The organism is Clostridium sp. UBA5988 (genome assembly GCF_002435615.1).
GTDB lineage: Bacteria > Bacillota > Clostridia > Clostridiales > Clostridiaceae > Clostridium_J > Clostridium_J sulfidigenes.
In genome coordinates, this window is the sequence record NZ_DJBA01000011.1 from 18,158 (window position 1) to 36,772 (window position 18,615).

Here is an 18,615-nt window from a genome sequence, read left to right on the forward strand (position 1 = left end):
TTGGTTTCATGGAATTTAATATTTTAATAATTAAATTAAGGTTATATTAAAATATAAAAAAGCTTTTATGAAGGATAAAACTCTTCATAAAAGCTTTCAACAAAATTTAATAACTATACAACTATACTTCTTCTTTTTGAAAAGACACTAACGCTTTCTTTTGCTAGGGCTGTGATTATGCATGATGATCCAATAAATAGTATTCCTATTTGCGGAGTTATTATTGTAAAATCAATAACTCCATGAACTAAAACAATAGCCTGTATTGCCATAAGTAAAGCCACACTATTATATCCAGATTTATAAAGATAAATTAAGTCTTTATAGATGTTTGCTCTTATATATAGGTAAATCAAAAGTCCAACTACTCCCAAGGAAGTTAAAAGTGATAGCCAAATATTATGAGAATGATAAATGACACGACTATACCTTGAAAACTCATTACCATGTTCTATAGTTCCTAACATTCCCCAACCAGTTAATGGCTTCTCTTCTATCATCCTTAAAGAACCTATCCAAATCTCTTCTCTAGTATCAAAGGACCTCTCAATTTGATGACCTGTAATCTCTTGTGATATATCAGATACTCTCGGAGGAGTAAACCCTACTATACCTATAACTAATACAATAGATAAAACAATTATTATATCACTCTTATTTCTTTTTATTTTCAATATTAATAGGGAAACCAACCCAAACATTAATCCAATAAAAGCTCCCCTAGAGCCAGTTAAACAAAGATTCATTAGAAACAGAGCAGTAGCACTATAATATGCAACCTTCTCCTTAACTTCTTTACTATTAGAAGCATAATATATTGTCATTATGATCATAATAGCAAACCAATCTCCAGCTATATTAGGATTTCCAAAAGTGCTAAAAATTCTATGGTTAGATGAAACACCCAACGGTACCCCTAAAAATTTTTTCCAAAGCTCCATAGGAAAATGTTCAAAAGTAACCTTTTCTATAATTCCAACAATTCCCGAAAAAATTGAAAATTTAATTAAGTAATTACATATTATCTCTAACTTTTCTTCTGTCTTACAATAATTTTGGAGTACTACACTTATAGTAAAATACAAGAAAAAAACTATTGAAACAGCAGCAGACATTATACTTTTATTAAGAAGTCCCACTAATAGAGACCAAAGAAACAAAAGAACCAATCCCATATTCCAACTATTTTTCTGTATTTCTTCTCTCATCTTTATAACTTTATAAGTAGTATATACTCCAGTGAATAATGCAGTATATGGAGATATAATAATTAATAATAATAAATTAAACATAATCTTCACCTTTTTTTCTATTCTTCCATATAACATATTATTATGGAATTTTTTATAATTTCACATAAAAATGTGCACTTAAAACTCTCTATATATATTTTACACATTTTTTATAGTTTTGTTAATACCTTTTACATATTTTGGTATATTTATTTTAATACACATATACACACATTGATTATAATACATTATGTACTTATTTATTTCAATATAAAAAATACATTGTAATAAATTTGTAAGAACTTCCTCATTGTATATTATAGGATTTAAAGTTACTTTATATACCATAAATTAATAAAATTATCCCCTTTTCTCTTGCCTTAAACTATTTAAAAACCAAGATTAATCCATAAACTAGATTTCAAATAAATGTAGATTTACTGATGAAATCAACTTTCTAAAATTTCTCAAAAATATACATATATCATATAGTGAGTATATAAATAAAAATGCTAAGGAGTAGTTATCTTCTTCCCCTTAGCATTTTATTGTTTAAGTATTTATTTACCTATATCTTTTCTATAATACATCCCGTTAAAGCTTACTTGTGATAGCCCTTTATACGCCCTCTCTCTAGCCTCTTCTAGATTATTTCCAAGAGCTGTAACTCCTAAAACTCTACCACCATTAGTAATTAATTTATTATAAATGGACTCAGCTCCAGCAATAAATACTTTTTCACTACAACTATCAACACCTGTAATTAGCTCACCTTTTTCATATTTCCCTGGATATCCTTTCGAAGAACCTATAACACAACAGGCTGTTTTGTTCTTAAATTTAACTATATCCTTACTAAGTTTTCCTTCTATAGCGGCTTCAATTATATCAATAAAATAATTCTCCATAAGAGGTAACACCACCTGTGTTTCTGGATCACCCATTCTAACATTATACTCTAAAAGATATACTCCTTTTCTACAAATCATCAATCCAAAGAATATTATTCCTATATAATCTAGATTTTCTTCCTGTATCCCCTTAAGAGTTGGCTTTAAAATATCCTCTTCAAAGGCTTTTAAAACATCTTCATTACAGTATGGGTTTGGTGCTACTGTTCCCATTCCACCTGTATTAGGTCCCTTATTATCCTCCAATATAGTCTTATGATCCTTAGATGATATAAATGGAATTATAGTATTTCCATCAGTAATACTTAATATTGAAGCTTCCACACCTTGTAAGAATTCTTCAATTATAATTTCCTTACCTGCTCCTCCAAAAGTATCATTAATCATGAAATCATTAATGGCTAAAATTCCTTCTTCCTTAGTTTCAGCTATAACAACTCCCTTACCTGCAGCAAGTCCATCAGCTTTTATAACTATTGGATATTCCGCCTTTTCCAAATAATCTAAAGCCTTCTTTGAATCCCTAAATGCCTCGTAGGCCGCAGTTTTAACTCCATATTTTTTCATAAAATCCTTTGCAAAGGTTTTGCTGCCTTCAAGAGTTGATGCTTTCTTACTAGGTCCAAATATTTTTAGATTATGACTTTTAAATAAATCTACTATACCATTACATAGATACACTTCTGGTCCAACTACAGTTAAATCTATAGAATTATCTAAAGCAAAGTTTAGAAGTTTATCATTATCTGTTAAATTAATATTTTCACATTTATGTTCCATAGAGGTTCCACCATTTCCTGGAGCACAATATATCTTTGAAACCCTATCACTTTCACCGAGTTTCCATGCTATAGCATGTTCCCTTCCACCATTTCCTATGACTAAAATTTTCATAAAATCACCTCAAGTTTAACTTATAGGATACTAATGTTTAAAATGTCTCATACCTGATAAAACCATAGGTATTCCATACTCATTACATGCTTCAATGCTCTCATTGTCTCTCATAGATCCACCTGGCTGAATAATTCCTTTTATATTATGTTTACTAGCTTCATCTACACAATCTCTAAATGGGAAGAACCCATCAGAAGCAAGGATTACTCCATTTCCAGCTCTATCTATAGCTTGAGTTGTAGCCCAAATTCTATTAACTTGTCCACCAGCTATTCCCTTGGCCATACCATCCTTAACTACTACTATAGCATTAGACTTTACATATTTACAAACCTTCATTCCAAATATCATATCACTCATATGTTTCTTTGAAGGTTTTGCTTCTGTAACTACTTTTAATTCCTCATAAAGCTTTCTATCTACATCCTGTACTAATATACCTCCATCTACAGAAATAACTTCTTTTTTATCACTTGGTTTACTCGTACATTTTATAATTCTTAGATTCTTCTTTGTTTTAAGTACTTCTAAAGCTTCTTCTTCGAACTCAGGCGCAATAACAATTTCTAAGAAAGTTTTTTTCATTTCTTCTGCTGCCTCTTTAGTTACTTTAGTATTAAGTGCTACTATTCCTCCAAAAATTGAAACATTATCACAGCTATATGCTTTACTATAGGCATCTAAAGCGGATTTTCCCACTGCAACTCCACAAGGTGTATTATGTTTTAGAGCACAACAGGTAATTTCTTCAAATTCGTTTGCTACTTTCCAAGCTATATCCATATCCTTTATGTTATTGTAAGAAAGTGCCTTACCATTTAATATTTCAATGTTATTAAGCATTCCAGTTTTATTTGTATTAGTAAATACAGTAGCTTTTTGATGAGGATTTTCTCCATATCTTAAATCTTCCATTTTTTCATAAGATAATGATAAATACTTATTTGAATGCTTATCCTTATTCTCCATGTGGTTTAATAGGTATTCACATATTGCACTATCATAGGCTGTGGTTAAGTTAAATACCTTCATAGCAAGATATTTACGAGTTTCAAAGGAAACTTCTCCACTTTCCTTCATTTCCTCCATGACTATTTTATAATCTTCTACATCACTTATTACTACCACATCTTTAAAGTTTTTAGCAGCACTTCTAAGCATTGTTGGACCACCTATATCTATAAATTCTACTGTTTCTTCAAAGGTTAATCCCTCATTAGCTTTTTCAAAGAAAGGATATAGATTAACACATACTAAATCTATAGTATCTATATCTCTTTCTTTTAAAGTCCTCATATGCTCCTCATTATCTCTAATAGCAAGGATACCTCCATGAACTACAGGGTGTAGTGTTTTTACTCTTCCATCTAACATTTCCGCCGCCTTTGTAACTTCTGCTACTTCTTTAACTTCTATGTTATTTTTCTTTAAAAGACTATAGGTACCACCAGTAGATATAACTTCTATCCCATGCTCTACTAAGAATTTTGTAAACTCTACAATTCCATTCTTATCATAAACACTTATTAAAGCTCTTTTCATAATTTCATTACTCCTTTATAATAACTTTTCTATCCTCTATAAAAATCTTATGCTCACTCATAAGCTTTATAGCTAATGGCAAAGCTTTATGTTCTTCTTCTAATATTCTTTTTTGTAGCTTTTCTGGAGTGTCATCTGATTTTACATTTACTACATTCTGGATAATTATAGCTCCTGTATCTGTATTTTCATCTACAAAATGTACTGTACATCCACTAAACTTTACACCATAATCTATTGCAGCTTCATGAACTTTAATTCCATACATTCCTTTTCCACAAAAACTTGGAATAAGTGAAGGATGAATATTAATTATTTTCTCTTTAAAACCATCTACTAGAGGAGATGATATAATTGATAAATATCCCGCAAGCACAATTAAATCTACCTTATCCTTTAATACTTCATAAATTTTATTGCTTAGCTCTTTCTTATATATCCTTCTATCTAAAACTAAAGTATCAATATTGTGTGCTCTAGCTCTTTCTATTCCATAGGTTCCTTCTCTATCACTTATGACATACTTAATATTTACATCTTTTAAATATCCATTTTTAATGCTATCAATGATAGACTGGAGATTAGTTCCTCCACCAGAAACTAATACTGCTATATTAAGCAAACTCCTCCACCCCCAGTTTGTACTTTACCTATTTCATAAGCTTCTTCTCCAAGAGCTTTAAGTTCATTAATCACATCATTTTTAACAGAGCTATCTACCGCAAGAACCATACCTATTCCCATGTTAAATGTATTAAACATATGATACTCATCTACGCCTTTATTAATTAAATATTGGAATATAGGTTGTCTTGGGAAAGAATCCTTTTTTATCTCTGCTGTAAAGTTATCTTTAAACATTCTTGGTACATTTTCATAAAATCCACCGCCAGTTATATGTGACATTCCATGGATATCAAATTTCTCCATAAGTGCTAATACTGGCTTAACATATATCTTTGTTGGTTCTAATAGAATTTCTCCTAAGGTTCTTCCTTCAAGGACTTCATCATAATTCTCAACAACTTTTCTTACAAGGGAATATCCATTGCTGTGCACACCAGAAGAAGTTATGCCTATAAGTGCATCCCCTTCTTTAATTTTACTTCCATCTATAATTTCATCTTCATCTACAATACCAACAGCAAATCCTGCAAGATCATAATCTCCTAAATTATACATTCCTGGCATTTCCGCTGTTTCTCCTCCAATAAGTGAAGCATAACTTTGTAGACATCCTTCACTAACACCTTTTACAATATCACTAGCTATTAGAGAATCTAATTTTCCACAAGCAATATAATCTAGGAAAAATAATGGCTTAGCACCATGACATAGAATATCATTAACACACATAGCTACACAGTCTATACCTACTGTATCAAATTTTTTAAGCTTAATTGCAATTTCAATCTTAGTTCCTACTCCATCAGTACCTGAAACTAGTACAGGTTTTTTATATCCTTCCGGTAATTTTACCATTCCAGCAAAACTTCCTATCCCATTTAAAACTGATGAAGTTAAAGTTCTTGCTGTATATTCTTTCATAAGTTTTACAGCTTTATAACCTTCTTCTATATTAACCCCTGCATCTTTATATGTTATCATTCTATATCACTCCTTACTAAAATTTAACTGGTGCTGATATTGGATACTCTCCATCAAAACATCCACAACAAAACCCATGATCACTATCAAGACATTCTAATAAGTCTTCTTTTGAAAGATAGACTAGACTATCTGCTCCAATAACTTCCCCTATTTCTTTTTCATTCATTTTCTCACCTATAAGCTGGCTTCTATAAGGTATATCAATACCATAATAACAAGGATATTTAACCATAGGAGAACAAACTCTAAAATGAACTTCTGAAGCCCCAGCTTCCTTAAGCATAGTTACCAATCTCTTACTTGTGGTTCCACGTACTATAGAATCATCTATTAAAACGACTTTTTTACCAAAAACATTCTCTTTTATCACATTGAGCTTTACATTTACAGAAGCTTCTCTCTCTTCTTGTGTTGGAGCTATAAAAGTTCTACCAATGTACTTATTCTTAATAAGTGCCATATCTATAGGTATACCTGATGCCTTTGCATATCCCATTGCAGCTGACATTCCTGAATCTGGTACCCCAACTACTATATCAGCTTCCACAGGTGCCACTTCATAAAGTTTAATTCCTGCTTTATATCTAGAATTATTAACACTAATTCCATCTATAACACTATCTGGTCTTGCAAAATATATATATTCAAAAGAACATGTGGCAAGCTTTGATTTCTCACCAAACTTTATGGATTTTACACCTTCTTCATTAATTACAACTACTTCACCAGGCTCAACATCTCTTATAAATTCAGCACCTGTAGCATTAAGTGCACAACTTTCTGATGATAATACATAACTTTCATTTATTTTACCAAGACATAGCGGTCTAATTCCATAAGGATCTCTGACTCCTATTAACTCATTTTCAGTTAATATTACAATAGCAAAGGAACCTTTTATTGCTTGCATAGAATCAATTACACTTTGAAGTATACCTTTCTTAGCACCTCTAGAAATAAGGTTTATAATTACCTCAGTATCAGTAGATGTTTGAAACATACACCCTGATTCTTCTAAAAGTTCTTTAATGATATCAGCATTAGTTAAATTTCCATTGTGAGCTATAGCAATGTTTCCTAGCTTAAATTTTCCCATAAGTGGTTGAGCATTTTTTAATGAACTTCCACCTGCTGTAGAATATCTTACATGCCCAATTGCACCATACCCCTTTAATTCCTTTAGGGTTTTCTTACTAAATATTTCAGATACAAGACCCATATCCTTATGGCAATTCATATCGCTTCCATCAAAGGTTGCTATTCCTGCACTTTCTTGACCTCTATGTTGAAGGGCATAAAGACCATAGTATGTCCTTTTTGCCACATCTAAATTATCCTTTTTACTATATATACCATATACCCCACACTCATCATGAAATTTATCTTCATCATAACACTCATATCCATCGTAACTAGAAGCCTTAAACTTAAAATCCATTACTGTTTCCTCCTAAATAATACTCTTGCCAATGATTAATTACTTAATTCTTTCAAGCACCTTTGTATATCCTTCTACTAAATCTCCTAGCTCTCTTCTAAATCTATCTTTATCAAGCTTTTCTCCTGTTTTAAGATCCCATAATCTACATGTATCTGGGGAAACTTCATCTGCTAGTAATATTTGTCCATTAAGTTTTCCAAATTCCAATTTAAAATCTACTAATTTTATATCTTGATTCAAGAAAAATTCAGTAAGTATTTTATTTACTTTAGAAGCTTGGTCATATATATAATCTAGCTCCTCTTTTGTAACTATTCCTAAGGCCATAGCATGATAGTCATTCATTAAAGGGTCTCCTAAATCATCATTTTTATAACTAATTTCAAGTACCGTAGTCTTAAGCTCTGTACCCTCTTCAACCCCATATCTCTTAGCCATACTTCCAGCAGCTATATTTCTAACTATAACTTCTAGCGGAATTATATCTACTTTCTTACATATTTGTTCTCTATCACTAATTTTTTCAACAAAGTGAGTCTTTATTCCTTTTTCTTTTAACATTTCAAAGATTATGGAACTGATAGTATTATTTAGTATTCCCTTTGAAGCGATTGATGCCTTCTTCTCACCATTAAAAGCAGTTGCATCATCCTTGTAGTAAACTAGTACTTCATCTTCCTTTTCAGTTTTAAATATTCTCTTTGCTTTTCCTTCATAAATAAAATTTTTCATATCCATTATAATTCTACCCCCGCTTCATTTTCCTTTATAAAATTTTCTTTCATATTTTTTCTATATTCCTTTAATTTATCTTTAATTTCTGGGTACTTTACTGAAAGTATTTGTACTGCCATCATTCCACCGTTATAACTATTATTTATTCCTACAGTAGCCACTGGAATTGATTTTGGCATCTGTACTATTGAATAAAGAGAGTCCACGCCATTTATAGCTGCATTTATTGGAACCCCTATTACTGGTATAATAGTTTTTGAAGCTATAACTCCTGGAAGATGAGCTGCTAACCCTGCTCCAGCTATAATTGCTTCACAGCCTTCTTCCTCTAGTTTTTTTAAAACTTCTGTTAATTTTTCTGGCACCCTATGAGCTGACAACACATGAGCTTCGAAGGGGATATTAAATTCCCTTAAGCATTTCGCTGCACCTCTCATTACCTCTGTGTCTGATTTACTTCCAAATATAATTGCTACCTTCATTTAGTTCTCCTCCACATCTACAAATCTTATTTAAAATACTTAACTCCACTCTGGAAGATTTTCATATCATGTTCACCTAATACATTTTTAATAACACCATTTCCTACTCTCTCACTATGAGCCATCTTTCCAAATACTCTTCCATCTATACTTGTGATTCCTTCAATTGCGTATACAGATCCATTTGGATTAAAGTTTATATCATAGGTTGGATTACCGCTATTATCTACATACTGAGTTGCAACCTGACCATTTTTAAATAATTCTCTTACCACATTTTCATTGGCAACAAATCTTCCTTCACCATGAGAAATTGGAACTTTATAAATTTCACCTTCATTACACTCACTAAGCCATGGTGATTTATTACTTACTATTTTAGTATTTACCATAGTACTTTGGTGACTTCCAATTAAATTATGGGTTAAAGTTGGGCTATCTTCAGCAATATCTCTTATTTCTCCATAAGGTACAAGTCCTAGTTTTATAAGAGCTTGGAATCCATTGCAAATTCCTAGCATCAATCCATCTCTATTGTTTAATAACTCCATAACAGCATTTTTAATTCTTTCATTTCTAAATATGGCATTTATAAACTTACCTGAACCATCTGGCTCATCTCCCGCTGAAAATCCTCCAGGTAACATAATTATTTGAGATTCTTTTATATTTTTCTCCATATTCAATATAGATTGCCCTATATGTTCAGGAGATAAATTATTAAATATTACAGTTTCAACCAATGCCCCTGCTTTTAAGAAAGCCCTCTCACAATCATATTCACAGTTTGTTCCAGGGAAAATCGGAATAAGCACCTTAGGTTTTGCAATCTTAATCATTGGTGATACTTTTAAATTTTCATCTCTTTTGCTTCTATCAGATAAAATTTCGTCCTTCATTTCAATATGATTTATTTTATCTTTTCCGTAGTTTTTATTGAAAATTTCTTCAAGGCCATCTTCATATGAACTAGCTAACTTATTTAAGTTAATTTTTTCATTTACTCTTACTATTGCATGTTCTTCTATTGTATCTCCAAGATAAATTATGTTTTCATTATTCATATTAAAGTCCTGGTCAACTTCTAGTATGATAGATCCATACCCAAATCCTTGAAGCTGCTCCATAGATACTTTCTCATTTAATTCAATACCTATGTTATTTCCAAAGCACATTTTAGAAATAGTTTCTAAAGCACCACCATAATTTATACTTCCACTTGCTAAAATTTTTCTTGACTTTATTAGTTCACTTACCAATCTATAGTTATTATTTAACACTTTAAAATCTGGAGTAAAATCTTCCTTCATAGGAGCATTTACAACTATAACTTTACTCCCAACTTTCTTAAAGTCATTACTTATCGTACTTTCTATGTTTCCTGTAGTCACAGCAAAACTTATTAATGTAGGCGGAACCTTTAGGTCTTTAAATGTTCCAGACATACTATCCTTGCCACCTATTGCTGCTATTTCTAAATTGTGCTGTGCATAAAGCCCTCCAAGTAATGCTGCAAATGGTTTTCCCCACTTTTTAGGGTCATCTCCTAACTTTTCAAAATACTCTTGGAAAGAAAGATAAATTCCATTTAGATCTCCACCTAAAGCTACTAGTTTAGTAACACTCTCTACCACTGCATATAATGCTCCATGGAAGGGGCTCCATTTCGAAATTTTGGGATTAAAACCATGGGCCATTAAAGCTGTAGTAGTAGTCTCTCCACTTTCCACTGGTATCTTAAATACCATCCCATCCACTTGAGTTCTTTGAGTTTCTCCTCCATATGGCATTAATACTGTATTTCCTCCTATGGTGGAGTCAAATATATTCATAAGACCCTTTTGTGACATCGCATTTAAGTCCTTAGACACTTCTTCAAAAGCTTCCTTTAATGATAACTTAGTATTTTTCTTGTTAAAGTAGTTATCTTCTTCTTTTGGTGCAGTAACCTGAACCTTACCATAAGTACTAGCTCCATTTGTATCTAAGAAATCTCTCTTTAGATTAACTATTTCTGTTCCTTGCCATGTAATAATCATGGATTTTTCTTCAGTAACCATTGCCACTACTGTAGCTTCTAAATTTTCTTCCTCACAAAGAGTTATAAATTTCTTTACATCCTTTTGCGAAACCACTACAGCCATTCTTTCTTGTGACTCTGATATAGCTAATTCAGTTCCATCTAAACCTTCATATTTTTTCTTAACTTTATCTAAGTTAATTTTAATACCATCAGCAAGTTCTCCAATAGCTACAGAAACTCCACCAGCGCCAAAATCATTACATCTTTTTATCAATGTTGTAACTTCATTTTTTCTAAATAATCTCTGGATTTTTCTCTCTGTAGGTGCATTCCCCTTTTGAACTTCTGAACTACAGTTGTCAATGGATTTTTCATTGTGCTCCTTAGATGATCCTGAGGCTCCACCAATTCCATCTCTTCCTGTTCTTCCTCCAAGTAATATTACTACATCTCCTGGAGTTGGCACTTCTCTAATAACATTTTTTGCAGGAGCTGCTCCAATCACTGCTCCCACTTCCATTCTCTTAGCTACATACCCTTCATCATAAATTTCTCTTACATATCCTGTAGCAAGTCCAATTTGATTTCCATAGCTACTATATCCCTTTGCTGATTCCTTAGTAATCTTTCTTTGTGGAAGCTTCCCTACTAAAGTTTCCTCTATTGCTTTTCTTGGGTCTCCAGAACCAGTAATTCTCATAGCTCCAAATACATAACTTCTACCTGATAGTGGATCTCTTATAGCTCCTCCAAGACAAGTTGAGGCACCTCCAAACGGTTCGATTTCTGTTGGATGATTATGCGTTTCGTTTTTAAACATTAGAAGATACTTTTCTAGCTTACCATTAACATCCACATCGATAACTATACTACATGCATTTATCTCTTCAGATTGATCTAATTTTTCAAGTTTTCCATCTTTTCTTAGCTTCTTCATAGCTATAACTGCCATATCCATCAAAGTTATTGGTTTTTCTCTATCTTTATATACTTCTCTTCTGTAGTTCTTATATACTTCGAACCCCCTTTTAACAGGCCCTATATACTTTCCTTCCTCAAAATCTACTTCTGTTAATACTCTTTGAAAAGTAGTATGTCTACAGTGATCTGACCAATAAGTATCTAATACTTTTATTTCTGTAATTGTAGGATTTCTATCTTCTCTTTTAAAATGATCTCTTATAAGAACTATATCTCCAATACTTAAAGATAACCCTCTTTCCTTTAAAAAATTCTGCAATTCACTTTCTTTCATATTTATAAATCCATCAATTATCTCTACCTCTGATGGCAATTGTTGCTCTTCCATTATAATTTCTTTTTTCTTTAGTGAACTTTCCTTAGAATCTACAGAATTTATATAATAATTCTTTATTTTTTTAAGTTCTTCTTGGGTAACCTCTCCATATAAAGCTATTACTTTCGCTGTCTTAACTTGTGGAGCTTCCTTTTGTGTAATTAATTGAATACATTGAGCTGCTGAATCAGCCCTTTGATCATACTGACCTTCATGGTATTCAACTACAAAGTAATTACTTCCTTCTAAATCTATATTTTCCTCATATATATTGTCGGTATTCTTTTCACTTAATACCGTATATTTTATTGCTTCTAACTCTTCATTTGTAATACCACAAATGTCATATTTATTTATTAACCTTATATCATTTATGCTTTTTATTGATAATAAGTTTTTAACTTCTCTTAATAATTCTTGTGCATCCTTATTAAATTCTGATTTTTTTTCAACATAAATGGTGAATATTTTATTCATTAACGTATCCCCCTTTAATTAATACGAACATTATATAATATTATCTATTTATTATTCGTCTTTATTTATATAATAATACAAACATACAAAAAAATAAACCTTTATTTGAAAATTTCATATTTTTTTTATATGTGCTACACATATAATCCATTTTTTGATTTTTTCAAAACATTTTATGAATAAATTATGAATAAAAATAAAAACACTTATGGAATACTTCTTATATCCATAAGTGCTTTTATTTAATATATATTTTATCTATATTTACACAGAGCAGCTGCTCCTATAATACCACCATCATTTCCAATGTGGGATAATAAGATTTTTCCTACATCCATACCTTTATAATAAGTTATTTGAGATACTTTTTCCCTTATCATAGAAATAAGATACTCTCCTGCAGCTGATAAACCACCTCCTATAACAAAAACTTCAGGGTCTATTATAGAAATAATATTCATAATCCCTATAGCTAAATAATTTGTCATTCTATCAATTACTTTACAAGCTACCTTATCTCCTGCCTTAGCTTGGTCGAATATAACTTTTCCATCAATGCTATTTAAATTACCTTTAACTTCAGTTATAATAGATGAATCATTTCCTTCTTCTATCAATTTTCTTGCATGCATTACTATAGCTGTAGATGAAGAAAAAGTTTCCAAGCATCCATTTCTCCCACAATTGCAATTATAATAATTTTCACCCACTATCATATGCCCAATTTCAGAGCCTATTCCGTGAAACCCGTCATATATCTGTCTATTAATTATTATGCCTCCACCAATACCAGTTCCTAATGTTATTAAAACTCCAGTTTGACAGCCTTTCATAGCTCCAACTGCCAATTCAGCTACTCCAGCTACAGTAGCATCATTACCTACAGAAACCGGAATATTTAGTTTCTCCTCAATAGCACTCTTAATATTTACATTATTCCATCTAAGATTTACACACTCAATTATGGTTTCTCTTTTAGGATCTACTATTCCAGGTATTCCTATTCCTATACCTTGTATGTGAGATTTAGGTATACTATTAATATTTATAGTTCTAGAAATTAAAACTATTATATCTTCAATAATGTCATTGAATCCTCTTTCCCTCTTAGTAGAAATTGAATCTTTGTATATTAAGTTATTTTCACTATCTACAATACCAATTCCTATGTTAGTACCCCCTAAATCTATTCCTATATACATGTAAATCTCCTCCTATAGATCCTATATACATATATTAAATTAATTATGTTAATGCTTATCAATAATAAAATCAACATCTATTTATAATTTAACCTTATTTTATATAATGATAAATTAACTCCTTTATATAAGCAAAACTTTCTCTTACATAAAAATTTAATGACGTAATTACTTCATTTTTAGCACTATAACAATATATCTTTAATCCCGTATTAATTCCTATGTACTTAGCTCTAAACATATGAAATCTATTGGTTATTAATGTAACACTTATATTGTCCTTTTCTATACTTTTATTCTCCATTATTATTTTTGAAAACTCAAAATTCTCATAGGTATTAGTAGACTTTTCTTCCATTATTATATTATTCTTATCTACTCCATTACTTACTAGATATCTCTTCATAGCAAGAGCTTCAGTGATATCCTCATCTTTACCCATGCCGCCACTAACTATAATAGGTACAGTATCATGGATTTTATTATATTCTATAGCTTTATCTAATCTAAAACGTAAAGATTTAGATATTTGTTCCTTATTTATTCCAGCTCCTAATACTAAAACATAATCTGTAATACTGTCATCCTCAATAGTGCCTGTATATATAATTAATCCTTCTAATACAAAAAAAATTATAAGACCAATAGAAACAAGTACAGCTAATACTTTTCCCAAAGAACTTTCTATACGATTATTTTTTAAAATCCAGTGAGTTATATAACTCAATATGGCTAATATTAACCAGAACCCTGCAAAGGCTGCATGGAAATTAACTATCTTTAGAATACAGTAGTATACAATAGCAAACCATCCTATGCACAAAAAAATTGGATATAATTTCAATTTACTCATAAAATCATCCTCTTTTCACTATTTTTATGTTGGTAGCCATATAGTTTACTATAAAGAATGTAAGAGCACCACTAAAATCAATCAGTACATCTCTCACTTCAGAGCTCCTACCTACAATAAAACTCTGCAATAACTCATCGCTTAAAGCTACTAATACACATGATAATAAAATAAAAGAATTATTTTTCTTCTTACTGAAAGCTCCACAGGTGATGGTAACTAAACCACTCAATACTAAATATTCTGTGAAATGGGCTCCCTTTCTAACTATTACAGTCAATACTTCCTCCCTAGATTCATCTAATTTTAAAGTATCTAATATAATATTTACTATTATAGAGCTAGATCTTGAAGATTCCACCGCTGGTTTAGATGACATATAAAATATAAAGCAAATCCAAAAAATGGTTATAAATAATAGTATATTTTTTTTCTTAATACCCTCCACCCCTTTCAATAATTTCAAATTTTATTTTAAAAGCTCATATATAGCCATAGTATATATTTCTACTAAATCCATAAACTCATCTATATTAATAAATTCATCAACTTCATAATCTAACCCCTTGTTCCTAGGAAGTATAGGTCCAAAGGATACCAGATTACTTAGGACTCTTGCATAGGTTCCTTTTGAACTTACGTAAGGCTGTGATCCTTCATCACCTGTAACTTCTCTATACGCCTTCATAAGTTTTTTTACTACAAAGCTATCTTTAGAAAACGAAACTGACCTTAGATGACTTAGATTTTTTATCTTTAGAGAAGAATACTTAAAACCATCTTTAACTAATTCTAATACATCACTATATACATATGAGATAGGATGGGTAATATTGACCTTTATATCAACTCTATCACTATTTAAATTTATGGTACTCACATTAAAGGTAAAGTCACCGGAATCTTCATCTTGTAATTTACAATTTATTTTTTCTCCATTATATGAAGTAGAAATTAGTCTATTATATTCATGAACAAATTCCCTTTTATCAATAAACTCTTCAAAATTTTCAAGAAACTTTAGTCCGTAGGATATGGCATTTACGCCTTTATCAGGGGTATTGCTATCAGCTTCTTTTCCTATAAATTCTATATTCATAAGTTTATTTTGACTAATTGCTTCATATTTTATATTTTCAAGTTTTGAAAACCTTTTTAACTCCGTCTCAATTTTATCTTTAAATATATCTTCACAACTAAGAATAATACTAACTTTAGACGGTACAGTATCTATACTGTGTCCTCCAACTATTTGCACTATATTGATAGGTGCATCAAAACCACCTGAAAATTCCATATTAAGATCAAAATTCATTATACCCTTTTCTCCATATATTACAGGAAATACACCATCTGGAGTAAACCCAATATCTGGAGCTACTTCATATTCCTTATAATAATTTATGCTCTTTACTCCAGTTTCTTTATCAGCCCCTATAATCATTCTGATTTTTTTTCCTTCTGGAATTAGAGCCTCATCCTTTAAGAATTTCATAGCATATAGACAAGCTATTAACGGTGCCTTTGCCTTTACAATACCTCGTCCATATATCTTACCATCATAAATTTCTCCTAAAAATTGTGGTTTTGTCCACCCTTCACCTTCTTCGTTCACATCTACATGACATAAAACACCAATAGTATAGTCACCACATCCAGCATCTACTTGGCCACAGTATCCGCAAAAATTTTGACTTTTAAACCCCATATCTTTAGCTTTGTCTAAAACAAACCTAAGACTCTTGTGAATTTCTTCCCCGAAAGGCATATTGGGTTTTCTATGAGAAGCTACACTTCTTATTTTTACCAACTCTATTAAATCTTTTATAATATACTCTTTATTTGCATCTATATGTTCCTTAAACATAAATAACTTTAGAAGTTTGTACCAATAAGTACTGTACTTACTAAAGTTCACCTCCTTATATTTGAAAACTTTTATAACTTACAATAAATTCATTGTAAACCTATTCATTCCATTAATGAATTGTATTAGTAATTTGTCGTTACATACATCCTATTAAATTTATTATTCATATTTATTTATAACATAAATATTATCCAGATGAAATACTATTATGCAACCTTTACGTAATTTAACAACAAAATTTTATTATATATGGATACTGCTACATAATAAATATTTTATTATAACCATAATAAAAGAGTCTATTAATTAATTTATCAACAGGCTCTTTTACTATAAATATAATTTTTTATTTTCTATAAAACATGCTAACTACTTTAATATAGATTTATTACTATTTTTCTTTGAATTTTTATTTCGTACCAATGTGTTATATGCTTCTATTATTAAAACTACAGCAAGAATAAATAGTATTAATGCAATTATACCTAATATATAATTCGGTGTTGATGAGAAAATATAATCTTTAATTAATAAACCTAAAGCAGATAATGTTACAATAAACATGAATACCATAGGGATAATTGTTACTAACGCTTTCTTTCCACTCTTAGTAAGCCATGCTGTTATCGCTAAAAGTGCAAGAGCTGCTAAAAGTTGATTAGCGGATCCGAATATTGGCCAAATCTTATTATATCCGTAAAGTAGTAAACCAAAAGAAGCTAAAACAGTTATTCCAGTTGATACATACATATTTTTGCTAACAATATTATTTTTACCACTTTTCCCCTCACATAACTCTTGTAAAATATATCTACCAATCCTAGTAGCTGTATCCAGACTTGTAAGAGCAAAAGCTGAAAAGCACAAAGTAACAAACACTATACCTACTTGTTGAGGGACTCCGAATCCACTCATAAAATTAGCAACACCATTTGCAAATACAGCAGCAGGTGTACCTTCTGCTTTAGATACATAACCTACAGCTATGAGGGCTATAACAGCTACTATACCTTCAATTAACATAGAACCATATCCTATAAGTTTAGCATCTGGCTCTTCTTTATCAATCTGTTTAGATGTGGTACTTGAGCTTACAAGGGAATGAAAACCTGAAATAGCACCACAAGCAACAGTAACAAATAAGAATGGAAATAAAGTTTTTCCACCTATATTAAAACCATTAAAAGTAGCTAATTCCATAGCAGGTCTTTTTATTACTATTCCAAGAAGAGCACCTATAATGATTCCGTATAGTAGGAATGAGCATAAATAATCTCTTGGTTGTAATAATAACCACACCGGCAATGTAGATGCTAAGAAAATATATATTAGTAATAATATTTGCCATCCAAGCTTTGACAACTTAATAATTGGGAATGTATATCCTATATAAATACAAAATAGTAATAACACTATCCCTATTACTGAAGCTATTGATAACTTAGCACCCTTTTTAAACACACTAAATCCAAATACTACAGCTAATACTATAAATAGCATAGATGCTGTTCCAGCTCGTGCGCCCATCATATTTTCAGGAACAGCAGGATCATAGGCAAAGGTAGATGCACAAATATCTGTAAAAGCCGCTACTACCAATACAATTGTTACCCAGCCAAATATATTAAATAGTTTCTTTCCTTTCTCTCCAATGTTTACTTTAATAACTTCACCTATTGTTTTACCATCATGCCTAACAGAAGCAACTAATGATCCAAAATCATGAACTCCACCTATAAAGATACTTCCTATGATTATCCATAATAATACAGGTAACCATCCAAATATAGCTGCTTGAATAGGTCCTGTTATTGGACCTGCTCCAGCTATAGATGAAAAATGGTGTCCAAGTAATACCTTTGAATTTGTTGGACAATAGTCTACATCATCCCTTAGTGTATGTGCTGGAGTTTTTCTTTTCGGATCAATCCCAAATTTTTTAGCAAGAAAGGCTCCGTAAGTCACATAGGCTACAATGAATATAGCTATGCAAATTAATAATAAAGCTAATGAATTCATACCAAAACCCCCTTTATATTTAA

General features: G+C 30.9%; 14 protein-coding genes. All 14 read right to left on the bottom strand.

The genetic code is table 11. The features are described from left to right. Positions 1-113: 113 nt before the first annotated feature. The 14 genes from B3J31_RS01365 to B3J31_RS01430 all read right to left on the bottom strand — a co-directional run bounded on the left by B3J31_RS01365 (position 114) and on the right by B3J31_RS01430 (position 18,592). Complete coding sequence (locus B3J31_RS01365; RefSeq protein ID WP_346867912.1) at positions 114-1,292, bottom strand: O-antigen ligase family protein; 1,179 nt, start codon at positions 1,290-1,292, stop codon at positions 114-116. Between the two features lie 500 nt (positions 1,293-1,792). Further along, a complete protein-coding gene (gene purD, locus B3J31_RS01370; protein ID WP_346867911.1) occupies positions 1,793-3,037 on the bottom strand; it encodes a phosphoribosylamine--glycine ligase in 1,245 nt (414 codons plus the stop codon). A 30-nt stretch (positions 3,038-3,067) separates the two neighbouring features. Then, positions 3,068-4,585, bottom strand: a complete 1,518-nt coding sequence (gene purH, locus B3J31_RS01375) for a bifunctional phosphoribosylaminoimidazolecarboxamide formyltransferase/IMP cyclohydrolase (RefSeq protein WP_346867917.1) — start codon at positions 4,583-4,585, stop codon at positions 3,068-3,070. A 4-nt stretch (positions 4,586-4,589) separates the two neighbouring features. Then, positions 4,590-5,204, bottom strand: a complete 615-nt coding sequence (gene purN / locus B3J31_RS01380; protein WP_150845217.1) for a phosphoribosylglycinamide formyltransferase — start codon at positions 5,202-5,204, stop codon at positions 4,590-4,592. Continuing rightward, positions 5,192-6,190, bottom strand: coding sequence for a phosphoribosylformylglycinamidine cyclo-ligase (gene purM / locus B3J31_RS01385; RefSeq protein WP_150845218.1), 999 nt, complete (start codon positions 6,188-6,190; stop codon positions 5,192-5,194). The genes purN and purM overlap by 13 nt, the downstream gene beginning before the upstream one ends. Positions 6,191-6,206: 16 nt before the next feature. Further along, positions 6,207-7,631 carry an amidophosphoribosyltransferase gene (purF, locus tag B3J31_RS01390; RefSeq protein ID WP_346867910.1) on the bottom strand — a complete coding sequence of 475 codons (1,425 nt, stop codon included), beginning with the start codon at positions 7,629-7,631 and terminating at the stop codon, positions 6,207-6,209. Between the two features lie 39 nt (positions 7,632-7,670). Beyond that, positions 7,671-8,372, bottom strand: a complete 702-nt coding sequence (gene purC, locus B3J31_RS01395; RefSeq protein ID WP_150845220.1) for a phosphoribosylaminoimidazolesuccinocarboxamide synthase — start codon at positions 8,370-8,372, stop codon at positions 7,671-7,673. Then, positions 8,372-8,851 (bottom strand): 5-(carboxyamino)imidazole ribonucleotide mutase, encoded by a 480-nt coding sequence (gene purE / locus B3J31_RS01400; RefSeq protein ID WP_150845221.1) that lies wholly within the window; start codon positions 8,849-8,851, stop codon positions 8,372-8,374. The genes purC and purE overlap by 1 nt, the downstream gene beginning before the upstream one ends. A 26-nt stretch (positions 8,852-8,877) precedes the next feature. Further along, positions 8,878-12,648: a phosphoribosylformylglycinamidine synthase gene (locus B3J31_RS01405; protein WP_346867909.1), complete on the bottom strand. Its 3,771-nt coding sequence runs from the start codon at positions 12,646-12,648 to the stop codon at positions 8,878-8,880. A 254-nt stretch (positions 12,649-12,902) separates the two neighbouring features. Beyond that, positions 12,903-13,850, bottom strand: a complete 948-nt coding sequence (locus tag B3J31_RS01410) for an ROK family protein (protein ID WP_346867908.1) — start codon at positions 13,848-13,850, stop codon at positions 12,903-12,905. Between the two features lie 94 nt (positions 13,851-13,944). Then, positions 13,945-14,703 (bottom strand): YdcF family protein, encoded by a 759-nt coding sequence (locus B3J31_RS01415; protein WP_346867907.1) that lies wholly within the window; start codon positions 14,701-14,703, stop codon positions 13,945-13,947. Positions 14,704-14,707: 4 nt separating this feature from the next. Continuing rightward, a complete protein-coding gene (locus B3J31_RS01420) occupies positions 14,708-15,151 on the bottom strand; it encodes a VanZ family protein (protein WP_346867906.1) in 444 nt (147 codons plus the stop codon). Between the two features lie 21 nt (positions 15,152-15,172). Beyond that, a complete protein-coding gene (locus B3J31_RS01425) occupies positions 15,173-16,570 on the bottom strand; it encodes a Sapep family Mn(2+)-dependent dipeptidase (protein ID WP_346867905.1) in 1,398 nt (465 codons plus the stop codon). Positions 16,571-16,942: 372 nt separating this feature from the next. Beyond that, the gene (locus tag B3J31_RS01430) at positions 16,943-18,592 is read right to left on the bottom strand and encodes a carbon starvation protein A (protein ID WP_346867904.1); all 1,650 of its coding nucleotides are present in this window, start codon (positions 18,590-18,592) and stop codon (positions 16,943-16,945) included. Between the last annotated feature and the right edge of the window lie 23 nt (positions 18,593-18,615).